Source organism: Kitasatospora sp. NPDC059973 (assembly GCF_042737525.1).
Taxonomy (GTDB): domain Bacteria; phylum Actinomycetota; class Actinomycetes; order Streptomycetales; family Streptomycetaceae; genus Kitasatospora.
On the sequence record NZ_JBHWUI010000169.1, the window covers coordinates 1 to 17,396 of the forward strand.

The 17,396-nt window shown below is 78.2% G+C and carries 12 protein-coding genes and 1 pseudogene; 2 read left to right on the forward strand and 11 right to left on the reverse strand.

The genetic code is table 11. From position 1 onward, the window contains the following. Positions 1-19: 19 nt before the first annotated feature. From ACFWA9_RS32205 to ACFWA9_RS32235, 7 genes are all read right to left on the reverse strand, one after another. A complete protein-coding gene (locus ACFWA9_RS32205; RefSeq protein WP_380391884.1) occupies positions 20-1,117 on the reverse strand; it encodes an AAA family ATPase in 1,098 nt (365 codons plus the stop codon). A 97-nt stretch (positions 1,118-1,214) separates the two neighbouring features. Further along, positions 1,215-1,832, reverse strand: coding sequence for a hypothetical protein (locus tag ACFWA9_RS32210; RefSeq protein ID WP_380391887.1), 618 nt, complete (start codon positions 1,830-1,832; stop codon positions 1,215-1,217). Continuing rightward, on the reverse strand, positions 1,829-2,890 hold the full coding sequence (locus ACFWA9_RS32215) for a DUF4129 domain-containing protein (RefSeq protein WP_380391889.1): 1,062 nt from the start codon (positions 2,888-2,890) through the stop codon (positions 1,829-1,831). Before ACFWA9_RS32215 ends, ACFWA9_RS32210 begins: the two co-directional genes overlap by 4 nt. A gap of 141 nt (positions 2,891-3,031) precedes the next feature. Beyond that, complete coding sequence (locus ACFWA9_RS32220) at positions 3,032-3,451, reverse strand: GNAT family N-acetyltransferase (protein ID WP_380391892.1); 420 nt, start codon at positions 3,449-3,451, stop codon at positions 3,032-3,034. A gap of 86 nt (positions 3,452-3,537) precedes the next feature. Continuing rightward, a complete protein-coding gene (locus tag ACFWA9_RS32225; RefSeq protein WP_380391895.1) occupies positions 3,538-4,596 on the reverse strand; it encodes a phosphatidylinositol-specific phospholipase C domain-containing protein in 1,059 nt (352 codons plus the stop codon). A 206-nt stretch (positions 4,597-4,802) separates the two neighbouring features. Next, on the reverse strand, positions 4,803-6,023 hold the full coding sequence (locus ACFWA9_RS32230; protein ID WP_380391898.1) for a tetratricopeptide repeat protein: 1,221 nt from the start codon (positions 6,021-6,023) through the stop codon (positions 4,803-4,805). Positions 6,024-6,076: 53 nt separating this feature from the next. Further along, entirely contained in the window at positions 6,077-9,649 is a 3,573-nt protein-coding gene (locus ACFWA9_RS32235; RefSeq protein ID WP_380391901.1) for a CHAT domain-containing protein, read from the reverse strand. Between the two features lie 151 nt (positions 9,650-9,800). On the opposite strand from ACFWA9_RS32235, the gene ACFWA9_RS32240 reads away from it, so the two are divergent. Continuing rightward, the gene (locus ACFWA9_RS32240) at positions 9,801-10,262 is read left to right on the forward strand and encodes a hypothetical protein (protein WP_380391904.1); all 462 of its coding nucleotides are present in this window, start codon (positions 9,801-9,803) and stop codon (positions 10,260-10,262) included. Beyond that, a complete protein-coding gene (locus ACFWA9_RS32245; protein WP_380391907.1) occupies positions 10,259-11,170 on the forward strand; it encodes a hypothetical protein in 912 nt (303 codons plus the stop codon). Before ACFWA9_RS32240 ends, ACFWA9_RS32245 begins: the two co-directional genes overlap by 4 nt. Positions 11,171-11,400: 230 nt before the next feature. Here the strand turns inward: ACFWA9_RS32245 and ACFWA9_RS32250 are convergent, their stop codons facing one another. The 4 genes and pseudogenes from ACFWA9_RS32250 to ACFWA9_RS32265 all read right to left on the reverse strand — a co-directional run. Continuing rightward, positions 11,401-14,391: a bpX6 domain-containing protein gene (locus ACFWA9_RS32250; protein ID WP_380391910.1), complete on the reverse strand. Its 2,991-nt coding sequence runs from the start codon at positions 14,389-14,391 to the stop codon at positions 11,401-11,403. Then, positions 14,388-16,064 (reverse strand): hypothetical protein, encoded by a 1,677-nt coding sequence (locus ACFWA9_RS32255; protein WP_380391913.1) that lies wholly within the window; start codon positions 16,062-16,064, stop codon positions 14,388-14,390. Before ACFWA9_RS32255 ends, ACFWA9_RS32250 begins: the two co-directional genes overlap by 4 nt. A gap of 193 nt (positions 16,065-16,257) precedes the next feature. After that, positions 16,258-16,788: a hypothetical protein gene (locus ACFWA9_RS32260; RefSeq protein ID WP_380391916.1), complete on the reverse strand. Its 531-nt coding sequence runs from the start codon at positions 16,786-16,788 to the stop codon at positions 16,258-16,260. Continuing rightward, positions 16,785-17,396: pseudogene (locus tag ACFWA9_RS32265) on the reverse strand (hypothetical protein); the annotation flags it as partial. The pseudogene ACFWA9_RS32265 and the gene ACFWA9_RS32260, both read right to left, overlap by 4 nt.

A 17,396-nucleotide genomic window follows, 5' to 3' on the forward strand; every position in this document is an offset into this window, starting at 1 on the left:
GCGGCGGAGGGCTCGGGGTTCACCGGGCGGCGTCCGGGGCGTCCACCGGGCCGCTCCCCGGCCCGCCGGCCGCGCGCGGCAGGGTCTGCGGCGCCGGGACGGCGGCGACCAGGCGCGCCAGCACGTCGTCCGCCTCGACCTGGCGCACCCACAACTCCGGGGTCAGGGTGATGCGGTGGGCCAGGGCCGGGACGGCGAGCGCCTTGACGTCCTCCGGGGTCAGGTAGTCGCGGCCCTCGAGCATCGCGCGGGCCCGGGCCAGCTGGACCAGCGCGAGACCGCCCCGGGGCGAGGCGCCGACCTGGATCTGCGGGTCGTTGCGGGTGGCGTGGACCAGCGCGATCACATAGTCGACCAGGTCGTCGTCGACCTCGACCCGCTCCAACGCCGCTCGCATGGCGAGGAGTTCGGCCGGACTGCTGACGGTCTCCAGGACCGGCTCGGGCGCCGCCCGGTCCAGCCGGGCCCGGAGCATCGAGGCCTCCAGACCGGTGGTGAGGTAGCCCATCCGCACCCGGAGCAGGAAACGGTCGAGCTGCGCCTCCGGCAGCGAGTAGGTGCCCTCGTACTCGATCGGGTTGGCGGTGGCGATCACCACGAACGGCTGCGGCAGCCGGCGAGTGGCGCCGTCGACGGAGACCTGGCCCTCGGCCATCGCCTCCAGCAGCGCGGCCTGGGTCTTCGGCGGGGTGCGGTTGATCTCGTCGGCCAGCAGGAGCTGGGTGAAGAGCGGCCCGGGGCGGAAGACCATCTCGCCGCTGCGCCGGTCGTAGAACGGCGCGCCGGTGACGTCCGAGGGCAGCAGGTCGGGGGTGAACTGGATCCGGCGGAAGTCCAGGCCGAGGGTGGTGGCGAAGGAGCGGGCCAGCAGGGTCTTGCCGAGCCCGGGCAGGTCCTCGATCAGCACGTGGCCGCCGGCCAGCACCCCCAGCATCACCAGCCGGAGGGCCTCGGGCTTGCCGACCACGGCGCGTTCGATCTCCTCGACCACCGCGCGGGCGCGGCGGCCGGCCTCCTGCGGCGTCAGCACCTGGGCCTCGGCCGGACGCCCCGGGGACTGCTCGGCCACCGGGGCGTGCTCGGTGTCCGGGACGGGGGCCTGGGGGACGGCGGTCATGGTTCTCCTGAAGGGCGGCGTCGGCCGGCCAACTACCGGGACCGGCGGGGGTGCGGGGGAACGGCGGGTGCTGGGCGTCCCTCGGGGACGGCGCCGGCTACCCGGACTTCGACGGCCTGGGGCCGGGCGGCTGGAGGGATTCGAGCCGGTCGACGAGGGCGAGCAGGACGGGGCCCGGGAGGGCCGCGTCCGGGTCCGCGGCGTCCGGGTCGATCCACGGCCACAGCCGGGGACCGATCAGTTCGGCGGCCCGGGCGCGGTCGGTGTCGAGCGAGACGCCGTGGGTCTCGGACAGGCGCGCCGCGAAGAGCCGCCGGAGCCGGCCGCGCAACGGCCGGGCGTCGCCGTTCGGGTCGAGGCCCTGACGGACGGTCCAGCGCCAGTCGCCGAGGCCCGGCTCCCGGGAGTCCATCACGCGCTGCCGGTCGCGCAGGCCGATGTCGAGGAAGCCCGCACCGGCCACGTACCGGCCGGCGACCAGCCCGGTGGCGGTCAGCAGGACGGCTCCGGCGGCGGCCGCGGGCGCGCCGCCGACCAGCGCGAACAGGACCTCGGCCAGTACGGCGGCCACTGTCAGCTCGATCAGGCTGTGCCGGACCGAGCCGGGTGCGGCGAGCTCGCCACCGGCGCGGCCCTCCGGGTCCACGGCTGCGGGGGCGGGGGCGGCGGAGGAGACGGCGCGGTCGGCCTGTCGCCCCTGCCGGCGGGCGCTCATCGGTGGCCTCCGGTACCGGCTGCCCCGGCTGCCCCGGCTGCCCCGGCTGCCCCCGCCGTCGCGGGCTCCGGCGGTGACCCGGCCCGGTCCGCCAGTCGCTGGGCGAGCGCGTCGAGGGCCGACCGCGCCCGGCGCACATGGGTCTCGTCCATCGGGTGGGTGGAGTACCGGGCCTCCCGGAACAGCGCGGTGAGCGCCCGCGCGTGGACGGGGTCGACGCGGTCGTCGGTCACCGCACGCTCCAGCAGTTCGGTCGGGCTCTCGGGAGCCCGGCGGGACAGTCCGGAGGCCGCCAGCGAGGCCTCCATCGCGGCGTAGCAGGCGATCACCGCCGCCCGCGCGTCGGCGCCGGTGAGGGCGCGCCGAGCGGTGTCGACCGCGGCGGCCAGGGCGTCCTCACCTCGGGCCGGCGCGGCGGGCAGTCGCGCCGGCGGCCGCCGCCGGGCGATCCGCAGCCGCCGCAGCAGCAGGACGGCGACCACCACCACGGCGACCACCAGGGCGACGGCGAGCGCGCCGAACACCACGGGGATCACCGTCGAGAGCCAGCTCTTGCCGGACACCGGGTCGGGCCAGACCGGCGGCGGCGACGCCGGGGGCGGGCTGAAGTCCGGCACCGGCGGCAGCGACGGCGGATCGACCGAGTCCTTGACCGCCCGCCCGTGGAAGACGAACAGCAGCACCGGCACCGCGGCGGCGGCCCCGGGCAGCAGGACCGCGGTGGCCTCCCGCAGGCGCTCCGCCCACGGCGTCGGCCCGTCGAGGTGGCGGACCTCCGCGCGGAAGCGCAGCGCGAAGCGGCCGATGACGAACAGCCAGCCGAGCGCGAGCAGCAGGACGAGTCCGAGGGCCTCCACCGGCACCGTGGCGGCGGGCGCACCGAGCAGACCGCCGTCCGGCCGCAGGGCCGAGGCCGCGAGCAGCAGGCCCACGAGGGCGACCAGGACGCCCACGGTCCGGCCGGCCGACCCGCCGGCGCGGTCGGTGTCGTCCGCGCGGTCGTCCGGGCCGTTTCGCCCGTCGTGGCGGGGCCCGCTGGGCTGCAGTTCGTCGTCCACGCGGCCGTCCCCCGGTTCCCCCGCAGCGCGGTCGGCTCCGCGCGAGGGTGCAGCGTCGCACACCAACTGTCGTATTGTCACCCCGCGTCGCGGGCCACCGAGGCCTCCGCACCCGGGCGGCCGCCGACCCCGGGAACGGGCTCAGACCAAGCGGTGCATGCCCACCGAGTGCGGGGCGGTCTCCCGGAAGCCGTACCGGGCGTAGAGCCGGTGGGCGTCACCGTCGGCGATCAGGGAGACGTAGGCGCCCGCCGGGGCCCGGCTCTCCAGTTCGGCGGTCAGCACGGCCATGATCCGCCCGCCGAGGCCGCGGCCCTGGTGCTCGGGCAGGACGCAGACGTCGGCGATCTGGAAGACCGACCCGCCGTCGCCCACGATCCGGCCCATCCCGACCACCCGGCCGTCCAGGTGCACCGTCACCCCGTGCCAGGTGTGGGGGAGCCCGGCCGCCACCGCCGCGGCGGGCCGGTCGCTCATCCCCGCGCCGGTCCACAGCCGTCGGAAGGTGTCCACGTCCGGCACTCCGGCCCGCAGCTCGTAATGGTCACTTACGCTATTCATGCATTACAGGATAAGCCACCGCCGCCCCTCCCGGCGGAACGCGCGGGTCGGGACGGCGGGCGGGACGGCGGTGGCGGGACGGGCCGTCAGCCCCGCGTCAGGGCGAGCGACTGCACGGCGGGGAGCTTGCGCCAGTCGCTGGAGACGATGCTCGCGTGCGCCCGGGCGAGCTGCTCGGTACGGCCGCGGGCCTGGTCGGCGGTGGGGTCGGTGGCGCTGATCGCGGGTGCGACGTTCTGCGAGTCGGTCATCGTCAGCAGGTAGTGCCGGCTGTCGTACCAGGCGGTGTCGATGCCGCCCAGGTAGGCGGCGGCGTCACCGTCGAAGACCACGAACCAGGGGCGGATCGCCGTCTCCGAATACTTGGCGCGGGGATCGCCGGCCGCGGCGCCGTGCACGGCCGGGAACACCTGGGCGTCGCCGATCCGCCCGGCCGCGGCCAGGTCGCGCAGGTGACGCCCGTACTCGACGTCGGTGTGCAGGGTGTCGAAGGGGTTGCCCTCCTCCAGCGATCCGGGGATCACGTACACCAGCACCCGCCCGGCGAGCGAGGCCCTGGTCGGCCAGTTGCCGGCCCGGACCGCGTCGTCCGCCGTGGCGTACGAGCCGCCGCCCGGCCTGGCGAGCAGGTCGGCCGGGCGCAGCACGGCGGAGCCCAGGTGGCCGGCGATCAGGGAGTCGAGCTGGGCGGGGCCCATGCCGCGGTTGGCGGCGAACCCGGCCTTGAGCTCCAGCTTGACCACCAGCGGGCCGGCGCCGGGGTGGGCGCCGAGCCAGACCCGGACGTCGTCCAGGCAGGTCTCCAGGTTCTTGTTGGCACCGCCGGTGTAGAGCTGGGCGGGCGTGCTCGCGCTGACGCAGTTGTTGGCGTTGCCGAGCGGGTTGGAGTGGCTGACCTTCCACTCCTTGGTCACGGTGTCCGTCCAGGCGTCCAGCTCGATCATGCCGGTGCCGGTGTCCAGGCCCTGGGCGAGGTAGCCGAACGCGGCCGGGTCGTAGGTGTTGTGCAGCCCGACGGTGGTGGCCGAGCCGAACGGGAGCTCACCGGGGCCGCTCGCGGCGGCCGACTGCACCGGGAGGAGGGCGGCGGCCGCGGCGAGCAGACCGGTGGCGATGGTGCCGGCGAGGGCGCGGCGTGCGGTCACGATGACTTGTCCCCTTGTCAGAACGCGGTCGGCGGTCGCTTCCGCCGTTCGGAAGGATGCCGCGGCTGAGCATCCCTCATGTGAAGGGGACACAACAACACCATGACGGGGGCGGGACGATCCCGCGGCGCCGCCGACGGTGACCGGTGACCGGTGACCGGTGACCGACGGTCAGCGGTCAGCGGTCAGCGGGCAGCGGGCAGCGGTCAGCGCGGGTTCTCGCGCAACCAGTCCAGCTGCTCCCGGACGACCTGCACCCGGGGGTGGCCCGGGCCGTGGATCCGGCTGTAGTCGGCAGCGCAGCGCGTCAGCAGGCCGGCCGCCTCGGCGTGGAGGCCCGCGTCGATCAGGACGTTGGCCAGGTTCTCCCGGGAGCTCACCGTGACGGGGTGGCCGTCCCCGTGCAGGGCGATCCGCCGGGCCAGGATGTCCCGCAGGAGGGGGACGGCCTCCTGGTAGCGCGCCATGCCGTGCAGAACGGCGGCCAGGTTGTTGCGGGCGGAGAGGGTGTCGTCGGCGTTCGGCCCGGCGAGCGACTCCCAGGAGGCCGCCACCGCCCGCAGCTGCGGCTCCGCCTCGGCATGGCGGCCCAGCCGCACCAGGGCGGCGGCGAGGTTGCTGCGGGCCGCCACGGTGCGCTCGTGGTCACGCCCGTAGCGCTGTTCGAGCCGGGGCACCAGGGACCGCAGGGACCGCTCGGCCGCCCGGTGGCGGCCGCTGTTGATCAGGGCGGCCGCGTGCCGGTTGACGGCGGACAGCACCTCGGGGTGGTCCGCGCCCAGCAGCCTGGTCCGGCGGTCCAGCGTGTCGCGCAGCAGCGGTTCGGCCTCCGCGGAGCGGCTCAGGGACTCCAGGGCGGCGGCCAGCCCGTCGGCGCTGTGCAGGGTGTCCGGGTGGTCCCGGCCGAGGGTCTTTGCCCTGGCGCGGAAGTTCGCCTGCCAGAGCGACTCCGCCTGCTGGACCCGGCCGAGATGGTGCAGCAGGTCCGCCAGCTCCGCGTCGGTCCGCAGGGTCTCCTCGTGGCGGGCGCCGAGCACCGCGCGCTGGGTGCCCGCGACGTACTCGTAGAGCTCGACCGCGCGGTCGTCGCCGCCCGGGGTGTGCGCCAGGACCCGGGCGTACTCCCGCAGGAGGATCAGGGTCTCGGGGTGGTCGGCGCCCAGCTTCTCGATGGCCGCGTTCGCCCGCCACTCGGCCACCTCCACCGGCTGGACGCGGACCCGGGCGATCTCCTGCTCCGGCCGGCCCTCCGTCACCTCGGTGACGGTGACGGTGGCCCCGGGCGGCTGCCAGCGCGGCTCCCGGAGCCCGTCGGCGGCGGGCGGCCCGTCCTCGGCGCCCTCGCCGGGCGGTCCCGACGGCGCGGGGCCGCCCGTGCCGTCGGCCCGCGCGGCACGCTCGGCCCGCCTGCGCCACCATCCGCTCATCGGTGGTCCTCCTTCGTCGTCGTCTCGTCGTCTCGTCGTCGCGGTTCGGCCGGTCAGGCGCCGGCGTGCACGTGGGCGGCCCAGAGGCCGGGACTGGTGGCGAACGCCGTCCGGCACTGCCGGACGGCGTGGTGGAGCGCCTCGGCCGTCCGGTCGGTGTCCAGCCCCGGCGCCCCGGCGGGCCGGCCGTCCCGCAGGCCCTGGTAGAGCAGCCTGGTCATCCGCAGCGCCAGCAGGTCGTGCACCGGCCAGAGGGTGCCGACGGCATGGGCGTACCCGGCGAGCTGGAAGGCGGAGGTGATGTGGATCGCCTCGTCGGCCAGGTCCGCGGCGCCCCGGGCCGTCTCGCAGGCCGAGAGGACGGCGAGCCGGGCCGCGGGCAGGTCCAGCCGGGCGATCCGGCGGACCGTCAGCGCCGCCGTCCGGTGGTCGTGGACGAGGAGGCGGGCGTTGGACGGGTCGCGCGGCTCGCTGACGCCGTGGCAGGCAAAGTGCACGTGGGAGTGGCGGGGCAGCGCTTCGAGGACGCGTGCCAGGGTGGCCTCCTCGCCGATCAGCAGCTCGGTGGGCAGCAGCCCGCGGAGCAGCTCGACCTCGCGCCGGGCGCCGGTGAGCGGGCGGGCACCCGGGGTCTCGGGCAGCGCCACCGCGAGCAGGCCGTCGGCGGCCGGGGGTCCGCCGGGCGCGGACCCGCCCGCCGACGGTCCGCCCACCGCCGCCTCGCCCACCGACGCCTCGCCCACCGACGGTCCGGTCGGTTCCGGTCCGGTCTCCCGGGTGCGGGCGTACGCGAGCGCGCGGACGGTCGGGGTGTAGGAGGAGACCACCCGGTCGAGCACGGTGCGGGGCCTCCCACCGGGCACCCCGTCGTGGGCACCCGGAGCATCGTGGCCCGTCGCGTCCCCGTGGTGGCCCGCCGCGTGCAGCGGCAGGGCGGTGAGCGCGCCGCCCGGCGACCACCAGACCCGGGGCCACCGGCCGTCCGCCGCCGCCCCGGACAGGCCGAGCCGGTCGAGCACCGGTCCGGTGACGTGGTCCCAGGTCCAGCGGAGCACCTCGCCGATCGCCACCTGGGCCGCCCGGTCGGTCGCCGGGTCGGCCGCCGCCGCCAGCGCCGCCTCCAGCCGGCGGACCTGCTCGTCCACCGCCTCCGGAGTGGCCCCGGGCAGCGGGACCTGCAGGACCTGACCCGACCACAGGACCAGTGCGTCGCTGCGGTACCCGCTGCAGTAGGCGAGCACCACCGGCCCGCTCCGGGAGACCGCCGCCAGGAGGTCCGGGGAGGGCGGGGAGAAGAAGTCCGCGAAGCCCGGCAGGGCGCGGATCTCCGTCACCAGCTGCTCGAACCGCGCCGCCAGGGTGTGCCGCAGGTGGCTGCCGGTGGTGCCGGGCAGCCCCGGCGCCCCGTCGGCCGGGCCGGCGGCGTCCCGTGCGTCGGGGGCGTCCCGTGCGTCGGGGGCGTCCCGTGCGTCGAGGGCGTCGAGGGCGTCGGCGTCGGCGGCGTCGATCCGCTCGATCCGCTCGCTCAGCTCACGGAACCGCTCGGCGGCCGCCGGATGGGCGCGGCGCAGCCGGCCCAGGCCGTCGCGGGTGGCGATGGTGCGGCCCAGCAGGACGCCCCGGCCCTGTTCCAGCAGCTGGACGGCGAGGACGAGGTCCCCCGCCTGAACGGCGCAGGCGGCGGCCTCGGCGGCCAGCCCGTGCACCCGGGAGAGGCTGCGCTCCTGGTCACCGCGGGCCAGCCGGCCCGAGGCGGCGAACGGCAGCAGCCGTACGGCCAGTTCGTAGCCGTGCAGGGCCTCCTCCCACCGTTCGCCGGTCGCCGCCGCGGCGCCCCACTCCCAGGCGGCCAGGACCCGGCCGTGGGCCGGCATCGCCTCGGTCCGCGCGGCCCGCCGGTAGGCGTCCTCGGCGGCCCGCAGCACGCCCGGGTCGCCGTCCCGGTGGTGGAGGATCAGCAGGGTGTCGGCGTAGTACCGCAGGTAGCCGCCGTGCGCCGCGGTGCCTTCGGCGTCGGCCCAGACGGCCCGGCCGAGGTCGCTCACCGCCGCTTCCAGCGCCGCCCCGTCCCCGGTCGTGCGGTACTGGTCGAGCCGGGCGTTGCCGAGGTTGGAGAGCACCAGGGCGAGCCGGGGGTCGCCGTACGGGCTCTCCTCGACGGCGCGTTCCAGCAGGGCGACGGCCTCGTCCAGGTCCGCCCGGTCGCCGGTCGCGTCGAACCGGGCCCGCAGCGCGTTGGCGAGGTGGTTCAGCCGGTCGCCCAGGGCCGGGCTGCCGGACCGGGTCAGCGCGAGGGCCTCGCGGGCCGTCGCGATCGCCTCGTCGGCCACCGCCGGCTCGCCGGTCGCACCGTGCCGGCTCTGCAGCACCACACCGAGGTTGGCCAGCCGGTCGACCCGGTCGGCGGGCCGGACCGGTCCCTCGTCGACGGCCCGGCGGGCCAGCTCGGCCGCCTCCCGGAAGGCCTGCGGGTCGTCGGTCTGGAACCCGCGCTCCCGCAGGGTGACGGCGAGGTTGGCGAGGATCTCGCCGAAGGTCTTCGTGCCGGGCCGCTCCCCGGCGAGCGCCTCGCGCTGCACCTCGACGGCCTCGTCGAGGAGTTCCACGTCACCGGTCCACTGCGCCAGCCGGTGCAGCGCGTTGCCGAGGCTGTTCAGCCGGTGCGGGCGCCGGGTGGCGTCGCGTTCCGGCACGGCCGCGGCGCGGCGCAGCAGGTCGACGGACTCCCGCAGCACCGCCAGGTCGCCGGTGGCCTCGGCGGCCAGCCGCAGGGCCACCCCGAGCCCGGCCAGGCAGCCGCCGTGGCCCGGCTGCCCGGCCGGCGTCGCGGCCAGCGAGGCCCGGTTCACCCGGAGCATCTCCTCGCGGTCGCCCGGGTCGCCGGTGAGGGCGTACCAGGTCCGCAGGCCCTGGGCCAGGTTGTGCAGCGCCGGCAGCCGGGCTCCGTGGCCCGCCGGGACCACGGCCGGCACCTCGCGCCACAGCCCCAGCGCCTCCTCCAGCGCCTCGGTGTCGCCGGTGAGTTCGTAGCCGGCGTGCAGCACCTCGGCGAGACCGAGCAGCAGGGCGACGAGGTCGTCGGGGTCGGACGGCAGGCCGTCCAGCGCCCGCCGGTAGGCGCTCTCGGCCCGGGTCAGGTCCTGCTCGCGGCCGGCGGCCCGGTAGCGCTCGGACAGCGCCGCGCCGAGGCCGGCCAGCGCCTCCCCCACGGTGGGCGGCTGCTGCGGCAGGCCGGCCGCGCGGGCGAACATCGCCACCGCGCCGTCCAGATCCGCCGGCCGGTGGTCGAGGTCGAACCTGGTCCGGTACCCGAGGGCGAGCAGCCGGACGTCCTGGGCCGCGGGCGGCTCGGCCGCCGCGCGTTCGACGCCGAGCTCGATCAGGGCGTCCAGGTCCCGCCGGTCGCCGAGCAGTTGCCAGCGCACCAGGAGCGCCACCAGGAGGTTGCCCGCCCGGACGGACCGGCCCGGGTCGTCCGGCGGGGCCTTGCGCAGGTACTTCCGGGTCGTGCGGACCGCCCGGTCCAGGGCCGCCCGGTCGCCCGTTCTGAGGTGGTGCAGCAGGAGTTCGGCGGCCGGATCCGCCCCGCCTCCCGTCACCGAAAGCCGCGCCTGCGAGACGATCACCCCCGGGCGCTCCGTCGCGCCGATCGGCCGGTCTGCTCCAACTCCCCGCCGCGGCGGGTGGAATCCCTCCATATCCTAGCGAACGTACCGTCAGAAGGCCGTCGTTATACTGATCCACGATCCGCGACGACGAGCCACGATCCGACGATCCATGATCCGCGGACGACGCCAGGAAGGGGGCCGGGTGGTCGAGACGGCGAGCCGCGAGCCGGACGGTCCGGCGGCCGGGCACGCGCGGTTGGGGGAGTTCTGCCGGCGGCTGACCTCCGCGCCCGACTCGCTCGACCTCGGCCCGACGGGGCACCGCCTGGTGGAACACCTCACCACCGAGCTGCGGGCCGGCCGGCCGCCGGTGGAACTCGACGACGCGTTCGACGAGTTGGAGGAGCTACTGCTGATGGCCGGGCACAGCGCCGGGCTCGGCTCCTTCCGCACGACCCCCGTTCCCGGCCCCGCCTACCGCGCCCTGCCGGTCTCCGGCCCGGGCCACCCGCCGCTGCACGTCCTGGCCTGCCCGCACGGCCACTGCGGCCGGGTGGAGGTGCCGGACGCCGCGCAGGCCTCGCAGTGCCGGGTGTTCGGACAGCCGCTGCGGGCGGTCAGACTCCGGTGACCAGCGCCTTCCTCGGCGCGCTGGGCGGCCGGATCGCCGAGCGCTGGGTCGCGCTGCTCGCCCTCCCCGGCCTGCTCTACCTCGCCGCCCTGACCACCGCCGGCGTCCTCGGCCAGCGCCACTGGGACGACCTCGGCCGGCTCCGCTCACGACTCGACGAGCTGGCCGCCGCGCCCGGCTCGCACAGCGCCGCCGTGATCGCCGTCGTCGCCCTGGCCGTCCTGGTCGGCGCGGCCGCGATCGGGGCGGCCGCCCAGGCGCTGGGCACCGGGGTGGAACTGCTCTGGTGCGCCGAGGCGCGCGGCCCGCTGCTGCGCCGCCTCGCCGACCGGCGGCTGCGCCGCTGGCGCACGGCGGACGAGGCCTACCGGTCGGCCCTGCTGGCGGCGGGCCGCGCCCGGATCGCCGGCGCGGCCGACGCCGACGACCTGGCCGACACCGCGGAGCTCCGCTACGCCGAACGCAACCGCGTCGCGGCGGCCCGCCCGCGCCATCCGTTCCGCACCGGGGACCGGCTGGCCGCCCCCGGCCAACGCCTCTGGCGCGTCTACCGCCTGGACCTCGCGGCCGCCTGGCCCCACCTGTGGCTGCTCGCCGCCGACGGCACCCGCGCGGAGCTGCACACCGCCCGCCTCCAGCTGGGCGCCGCCGCCCGGCTCTGCGCCTGGGGCATCGGGTACCTGCTGCTGGGCCTCTGGTGGTGGCCGGCCGCGCCGGCGGGCGCGGCCGCCGTCGGCCTCGGCCTGCGCCGGGGGCGGGACGCCGCGGTGGCGTTCGCCGACCTCACGGAGGCACTCGCCGACCTGCACGTCCGCGAACTGGCACAGTCCCAGGGCATCGACTGCCCCGACGGCTTCGACCGCGCGGCGGGCGAACGCCTCTCCCGGGCCCTGGCCAAGGTGGACTGACCACCCGCCGAGGCCCCGCACCGCCGCCCGGCAGCCGGCACCGGGCTCCTGCGGCGCTCCACCGGCGCCCCACCGGCGCCCGGCCGGTGGCGGCGGCCGGGAGGCCGTCCCCGCCGCGCGACGAGCCCCGTGGCGGCGCCCCCGGCGGGCAGTCCAGCGGCCCGCCCCGCCTGGTCGGGGTCCACCGCGCGCCGCTCGGCGGCCGGCTCCGCTCGGCGGCCGAGCAGCGGTCACCCGGTGGTGACCCGCAGGTTGGCGAGGACAGCCGAGCCGTCGGCGGTGGTGGCGAGCACCCGGCCGGAGCGGTGCCAGAACGTCAGTGCCCCGCCGTGGTGGCGCAGGCCCACCGCCGGCGGACCGGCACCCGGCTGCCCCGCCGGCGTCGCGTTCGGGAGCAGCAGGGTCCGCGGCGGCTCCACCTCGCTCGCGGTGCCGGTGTGGACGCGGACGGTGCCGTCGGCGGCCGGGGCGAGCGTCAGGGCCCAGTGCTCGCCGTCGACGACCGGCCCGGCCGGGGCCACACCGTCGACGAGTCGTTCCACCGGCTCCCGGTCGGTCGACCAGCGCAGTGTGGTGCGGCCCCGGGCCGGATCGGGTTCGCCGGTCAGCAGCCGGCCGGTCGCCAGCAGCGCCGTGCCCTCGCCGAGGAGGTCGGCGTCCAGCGCGGTGCGCGAGCGCAGCTCCCAGCCGGGCTGGTCCCAGCGCCACAGCTCCGTCAGCACGCCACCCCCGGGCAGCCGGGAGGCGACGACGGACGCGCAGGACGTGGGGGTGCGCACCAGCGGGCCGACGGGCCGCTGCTCGCCACCGAGCTCCCGCCACACCACGGTCGGGCGCGCGGCCAGGGTGTCGAGGACGGCGATGCCCTCCTCGTCCCGGGTCAGCAGCTGTCGGCCGTCGAAGGACGGCACGAGCCCGCGCACCCGCAGCGTGCCCCAGTGCCGGACGGCGCGGGTGCCGAGGTCCAGCCGGGAGATCTCGCGGACCTGCCCGTAGCGGGCCACCAGCAGGGCGGCGCCGCCGTGGTCGGCCAGGACGAGTTCGTCCGCCGGGACGTCCCAGCGGGCCTTCACCCGGCCGTCGGGCCCGAGCAGTCGCACCCCCGCCTGGCCGCAGGCCACCAGCAGCAGGCCCGACTCCAGCCGCGCCGCGTCCAGGACCGGGAGCGTCCCGGGCCGGTCCACGAAGGCCCACTCGTGCCCGCCGTCGGCCGTGGGACGGGCGGGCCGGCGCGGTCGCGGCAGATCCGCCGCGACCAGCGGGTCGGCACGCTTCGCCAACTGCTCGAACAGGGCGGTCTCGGTGCGCTGGTCGAGCGGGGCGCCGGAGCCGCCGGCCCCGCCGAAGCCGCCGTCGCGGACCACGGCGCGGAGCGCCGCCGTGGCGAGTTCGCGGTCGCCCGCCGGGTCCGCACCCGGCAGCCCGGCCAGCGCACCGGCCAGCGCGGACCGGCCGGTCGCCCGGCCGCGGCCGGCGTCGGTGACGCCGGTGTCGTCGCCGGCGCCGGCGTCGTCGCCGGCGTCGTCCAGGACGGCCAGCGCGAGCGCCCGGGTCGCCTCCCCCGCGCCGAGGGCCAGCAGGTGGGCGAGTGCCCGGCCGCGCGCCGGGCCGCCGAGCGCGACCGCGTCCCGCAGGTCGGCGGCCACCGAGGGCCGCAACTCCTCGTCCGGCCAGGCGGCTTCGACCGCGCCCAGTCGGTCGCCGCCCGCGCGGCAGTGCTCGACCCAGGCGGCCCGCAGCTCACGCCCGGCCCCCGGATCGTCGGCGCTCAGCCGCTGGACGGCGTCGGCGAAGGACGCCCGCCGGTGCGCCGTCCGGACCGCCCGCGCGCGCTCACCCGCCCGCCACCAGAGCCGCACCACCAGATCGGCGGCCAGCCCACGGCCCTCGGCGAGTTCGGCGGCCTGAGCGGTCCGGCCGTGCCGGTCCAGCAGGGCGACCGCCTCGGCCGGGGCGTCCAGCAGGTCGGCGAGCACGAACGCCGCCTCGTCGATCCGCCCCTCCCGCTCCAGCGCGGTGGCGGCCTGCCGGTAGAGACCGGCCAGGTGCTGCTGCACGGTCGGCCCGGACATCGGCGAGACGCCCGCCGGGCCGGCGGTGACCGGGGTCGGCCGCAGCGCGCCCGCGAAGCGCCGGGGCAGGCCGAGCGAGAGCCACCCCTGCTCGGTGGGGCGGGATTCGCCGGCGAGCCGGAGCGCGTCGCGCAGCGCGTCGTCCCAGCGGCGCTGCTCGAAGGCACGGGTCAGCTCCCGCAGGTAGCGGGCGTGGCGGCCGTGGACCAGCCGGCCGGCGGGGCTGCGCACGACGAGCCGGGCGAGCAGCCCCCGCAGCAGCGGCCGCCGGGTGCGGACCGGCCGCCCGCCCGCCGGGCGCGGAACGGTACCGGCGGTACCGGCGGTTGCGGCGGTTGCGGCGGTTGCGGCGGTACCGCCGGACGTGCCCCGGGCGGCCCGACTGCCCCGGGCGAGGAGGACGGTGACGGCCACGGCGAGGAGGACCCCGCCGGGGTGGAAGCCGCGGTCCACGATCAGCTGGGCGAACCGGACGACCAGGAACACGGCGACGACGACGAGGAGGACGGCCGCGGCCATGAACGCCACCGGGCCGGACCCGTCCCCCCAGCGGGGCAGCCGAAGCCGGCCGAACCGCCGGGCGGCCTGGGCCAGGCCTGGGAGGCGGACCCGCCGACCGCCGCCGGCCGGAGCCGCCTCGGTCAGCCGGCGCGCGCGCTCGGAGCGGGCCCCGACGCCGGCCGCCGCCCGCAGGTCGGGCCGGGCGGGCCGGGGCAGGTCCTCGACAACGGGCGCGGGCTCGGCCACCGCACCGACCGGCGCGAGCCGGTGGAGGGTGAGTCCGGCCGGGTCGAGCCAGTCCGCCGGGTCCAGCGGCGGCAGTTCGGCGATCGGGTGCGTCGTCACCGCCCCCGCCACGGGGAGGGCGAGCCGGCCCGCCGGCACCGGAGCGCCCTCGGCGCCGACCGCGGCCAGCCCGCCGCCGGGCAGGCGCCGCACGGGCAGCCCGGGCGCGCGGTCCGCCCGGGCCTCGACCGGCTCGGCCAGGACGAGCAGCCAGCGGCCGTCCGGGAGCGCGCGCAGCTCGGCGCCGTCCGCCCAGTGGGCCAGGACGCGCTCGGCGGCCTCGGCCGCGCCGATCACCGGGACGTCCAGGACGAAGCCGGCCGCGGCCACGGTGGCGCGGAACGCGGCGGCGGCGGCGCTCACTGGTCGCTCCCGAGGTGGTAGAGGACGCGGCCGGTGTTGGCGTCGCCGATGACGATCCGGCCCGGGCGTGGTTCGACGGCGAGCAGGGGCAGGGTCGGGTGGACGGCGGGCGGGCTGACGCCGCCGGAGAAGCGGGCGAGCGTGCGGGTGCCGTCCGGCCGGATGCTGCGCACCTGCCGGCCGTCGAGGGTGCAGGTGATCAGCGCCGGCACCGCGCCCTGGTGGACCAGGCCGACCACCTCGGCCCGCTCCCGGAACGACAGCCGGACCCGATCGCCCTGCCGGGGCTGCACCACCCAGTTCCTGCCGTCCTCGGACCAGGCCTGGGTGGTGCCGCCGTGCACGACGTGCCGGGCCCGCTCCGCCTCGGGCAGCAGCGGGTGCGGGAACAGCCGCCGCTCGCGGACCCGCTGGAAGCCGCGCTCCTCCGCGCCGGGGGCCAACGGCCCGTCGTCGCGGGCGCTCCCGCTTCGCTCGATCCGCCACCACCGGCCGCCCAGCGGGCAGAGCAGGTCGTCGCCGTCGCGCAGCACCGGCCGGAGCGGGCCGGTGCACACGGGTTCCAGGACGGCCCGGTCGAGCCCGAGGGCGGCCAGCTCGACGGTGAACTCGCCGCTCGCCCCGAGCGGGCGGCCACTGACGTACGGGAGGAGCCGCTCCCCCCTGAGGTGGAGGGCGATCAGGCGCCGGCCGATCCGGCCGGCCGCGACCACCGGCCCGTGCAGGTGGTGGCGGCGGGTCCGGATCGCGCCGTCGTGCTCCGGCCCGGCACCGGGCAGGTTGGCCGCGAGCAGGGTGGCGGTGTTCCGGCCCCTCAGCAGGAGGGTGCGGGCGTCGGTGGTGAAGACCGGCTGCGCCCGCCCGGCCGCCCCGACCGGAACGGCGACCACCGCCGGCGCGGCCCGGCGGAACTCGGCGCCGCGCAGCGCCCGGACGGCGATCGGCGCCGGAGGCAGCGGCAGCTCGACGGACGTCTGCGCCAGGCGCACGGTGACGCGGACGGCGCCGTCGGCGCTCCAGCCGCTCGGCTCGCTCGCCAGCACGTGCTGGCGGGAGGCGAGCCGGTCGGCCAGCCGGGGCGAGGTGAGCAGCCAGGACCGGTCGGCGTCGTCCAGCCCCTGCCGGGCCAGCCGGACGTCCTCGGGCGTCGGGTCGGTGTGCCGGCGGGCGGCGAGCCAGCGCGGCAGCAGCTCCGGGAGGTCCCCGGTGAGCCACTGGCCGGGCGGGTCACCCAGGATGCCGACGACCAGTTCGGTGCCGCGCGCGGCTGCCCGGCGGTGCAGGACCAGCAGGGCGGCGAGCTGGACGAGCCGCCCGGCACCCGCCTGGGCGGGGCCGGTGTCGGCCAGCGCGACGATCCGGCCGCGTACCGTCGGGGTGCGGAACTCGGGGGCCAGGTACAGGAGTTCACCCTCGGCCAGGCGGCGCAGGAACTCGTCGGGGGCTTCGTCGGCCAGCAGCCACTCGGAGGGCAGCAGTTGGTCGGACCGGCCGGACCGGACGAGGCCGCCGTGCCCGTCCGGGGTGCCGCGGTCGTCGACGGCGGGCTCGCGCTCGCCGATCAGGGCATCCAGGCGGCGCAGCAACGGGCCCAGCGCGACGGCGAGTTCCGGCGTCAGCGCGGACAGACCGGCGGCCCAGGGGGCCAGCGCGGCGGGGAGACGGGCGGTCATCGCAGGACACTCCCGCAGGACGGGCCCGGGGCGCTCGGGGCGCGACGGACGGCGGGCACGGACGCGGGAGCGTGCACGAACCCGACACCGGGGACCAGGCAGCCGCACCCTGACACGGCGGCAACCGGACGCCGACGGCGGCTTCGCCCGGCCGGCCCGGGGCGGCCCGGCGGGACGGCCGTGGGTCGGGCGGTCATCGCGAGCCACCCCCGGCGGCCGGATCCGGCGCCGCCGGGGTGGACGCGTCCTCGGTGGAGCCGCCCCCCGTGTAGGGGTCCAGTGCGGCGGGGTCGGTGGTCGGGGGCGGCGGGTCGGCGACCAGGGCGTGCCCGGGGAGCAGGACGCAGAGCCGGTCGCCCTCGGCACCGACGGCCCGGCGCCAGAGCGCCGCGGCGGGCCGGGGGCGCGCGGTGGTGGGTACCAGGACACCGGCGTCGAGGCCCAGGTAGCGGGCGCCGTCCGCCCAGGGCAGGTCGGCCTCGGCGCCGAGTACCAGCAGCGCGCCGTCGCCGGCGACCACGCCCAGCCGGGCACCGCCGGCGAGCCGTTCGCGCGCGGCGCCGGCCAGGGCCGCCACGGCATCGCCCAGGGCGAGTACGGCGGCGGCGGGCAACGGCGGCTCGCGGCGCTCCCAGCGGAGCGCGACGAGCGTCGGGACGGACGGCGAGCCGGACGGCGAACCGGGCAGCGAACCGGACGGCGGGGCGGTGACGGTACCGGTCATGCGGGCGCGACCGCCGCGACCAGCTCGGCACGTATCCCGGCCAGGGCCCCGGACAGGTCGGCCGGGTCGAACCCGGCGTCGATCTCCCGCAGCGCGGCCTCCAGCCGCAGCCGGGAGTCCCGCCCCTCGGGGAGGGTGCGGTGCGCGGCCAGCAGCTGCGTACCGGTGCGGACGAGCCGCTCGGCCCGGGCCGCCGAGCTGCGCGACAGCTCCTCGGCGGCGTGCGCCAGGCTGCGGTTGGCGGCCTTCTCGACCAGGTCGGCGAGGGTGTCGCGGGCCTGCGCCTGGGCGTCGGCGGTGGGGGCGACCAGCGGCAGCACCCACAGGTCGCGGGCCGAGGCCGCCGTCCGGCCGTCGAGCACGGCGGCCGCGGCGACGAGCTTCTGCGACCGTACCGCCCGCCGGTCGCTGATCGGCACGCCGGCGGCGCGCAGCCGGCGCAGCGCGGCGGCGACCAGCGGGGTGACCTCGTCGAGGTCGCAGGCCCGGGCGGCGGCGGCCCGCCCGGGGGAGGCCGGGATCGCGCGCAGGCCCACGATCCAGGCGACGAGCCCGATCGGCACGTTGACCAGGAAGATCAGGCGCCAGTCGAGTTCGGTGAGCAGACC

Excerpts from the sequence above, each read along its gene's own strand:
- ACFWA9_RS32255 (WP_380391913.1), bottom strand. The coding sequence starts at position 16,064 with ATGACCGCCCGTCTCCCCGCCGCGCTGGCCCCCTGGGCCGCCGGTCTG.
- ACFWA9_RS32240 (WP_380391904.1), top strand. The coding sequence starts at position 9,801 with ATGATCCGCGGACGACGCCAGGAAGGGGGCCGGGTGGTCGAGACGGCG.
- ACFWA9_RS32220 (WP_380391892.1), bottom strand. The coding sequence starts at position 3,451 with ATGAATAGCGTAAGTGACCATTACGAGCTGCGGGCCGGAGTGCCGGAC.
- ACFWA9_RS32230 (WP_380391898.1), bottom strand. The coding sequence starts at position 6,023 with ATGAGCGGATGGTGGCGCAGGCGGGCCGAGCGTGCCGCGCGGGCCGAC.
- ACFWA9_RS32210 (WP_380391887.1), bottom strand. The coding sequence starts at position 1,832 with ATGAGCGCCCGCCGGCAGGGGCGACAGGCCGACCGCGCCGTCTCCTCC.
- ACFWA9_RS32205 (WP_380391884.1), bottom strand. The coding sequence starts at position 1,117 with ATGACCGCCGTCCCCCAGGCCCCCGTCCCGGACACCGAGCACGCCCCG.
- ACFWA9_RS32260 (WP_380391916.1), bottom strand. The coding sequence starts at position 16,788 with ATGACCGGTACCGTCACCGCCCCGCCGTCCGGTTCGCTGCCCGGTTCG.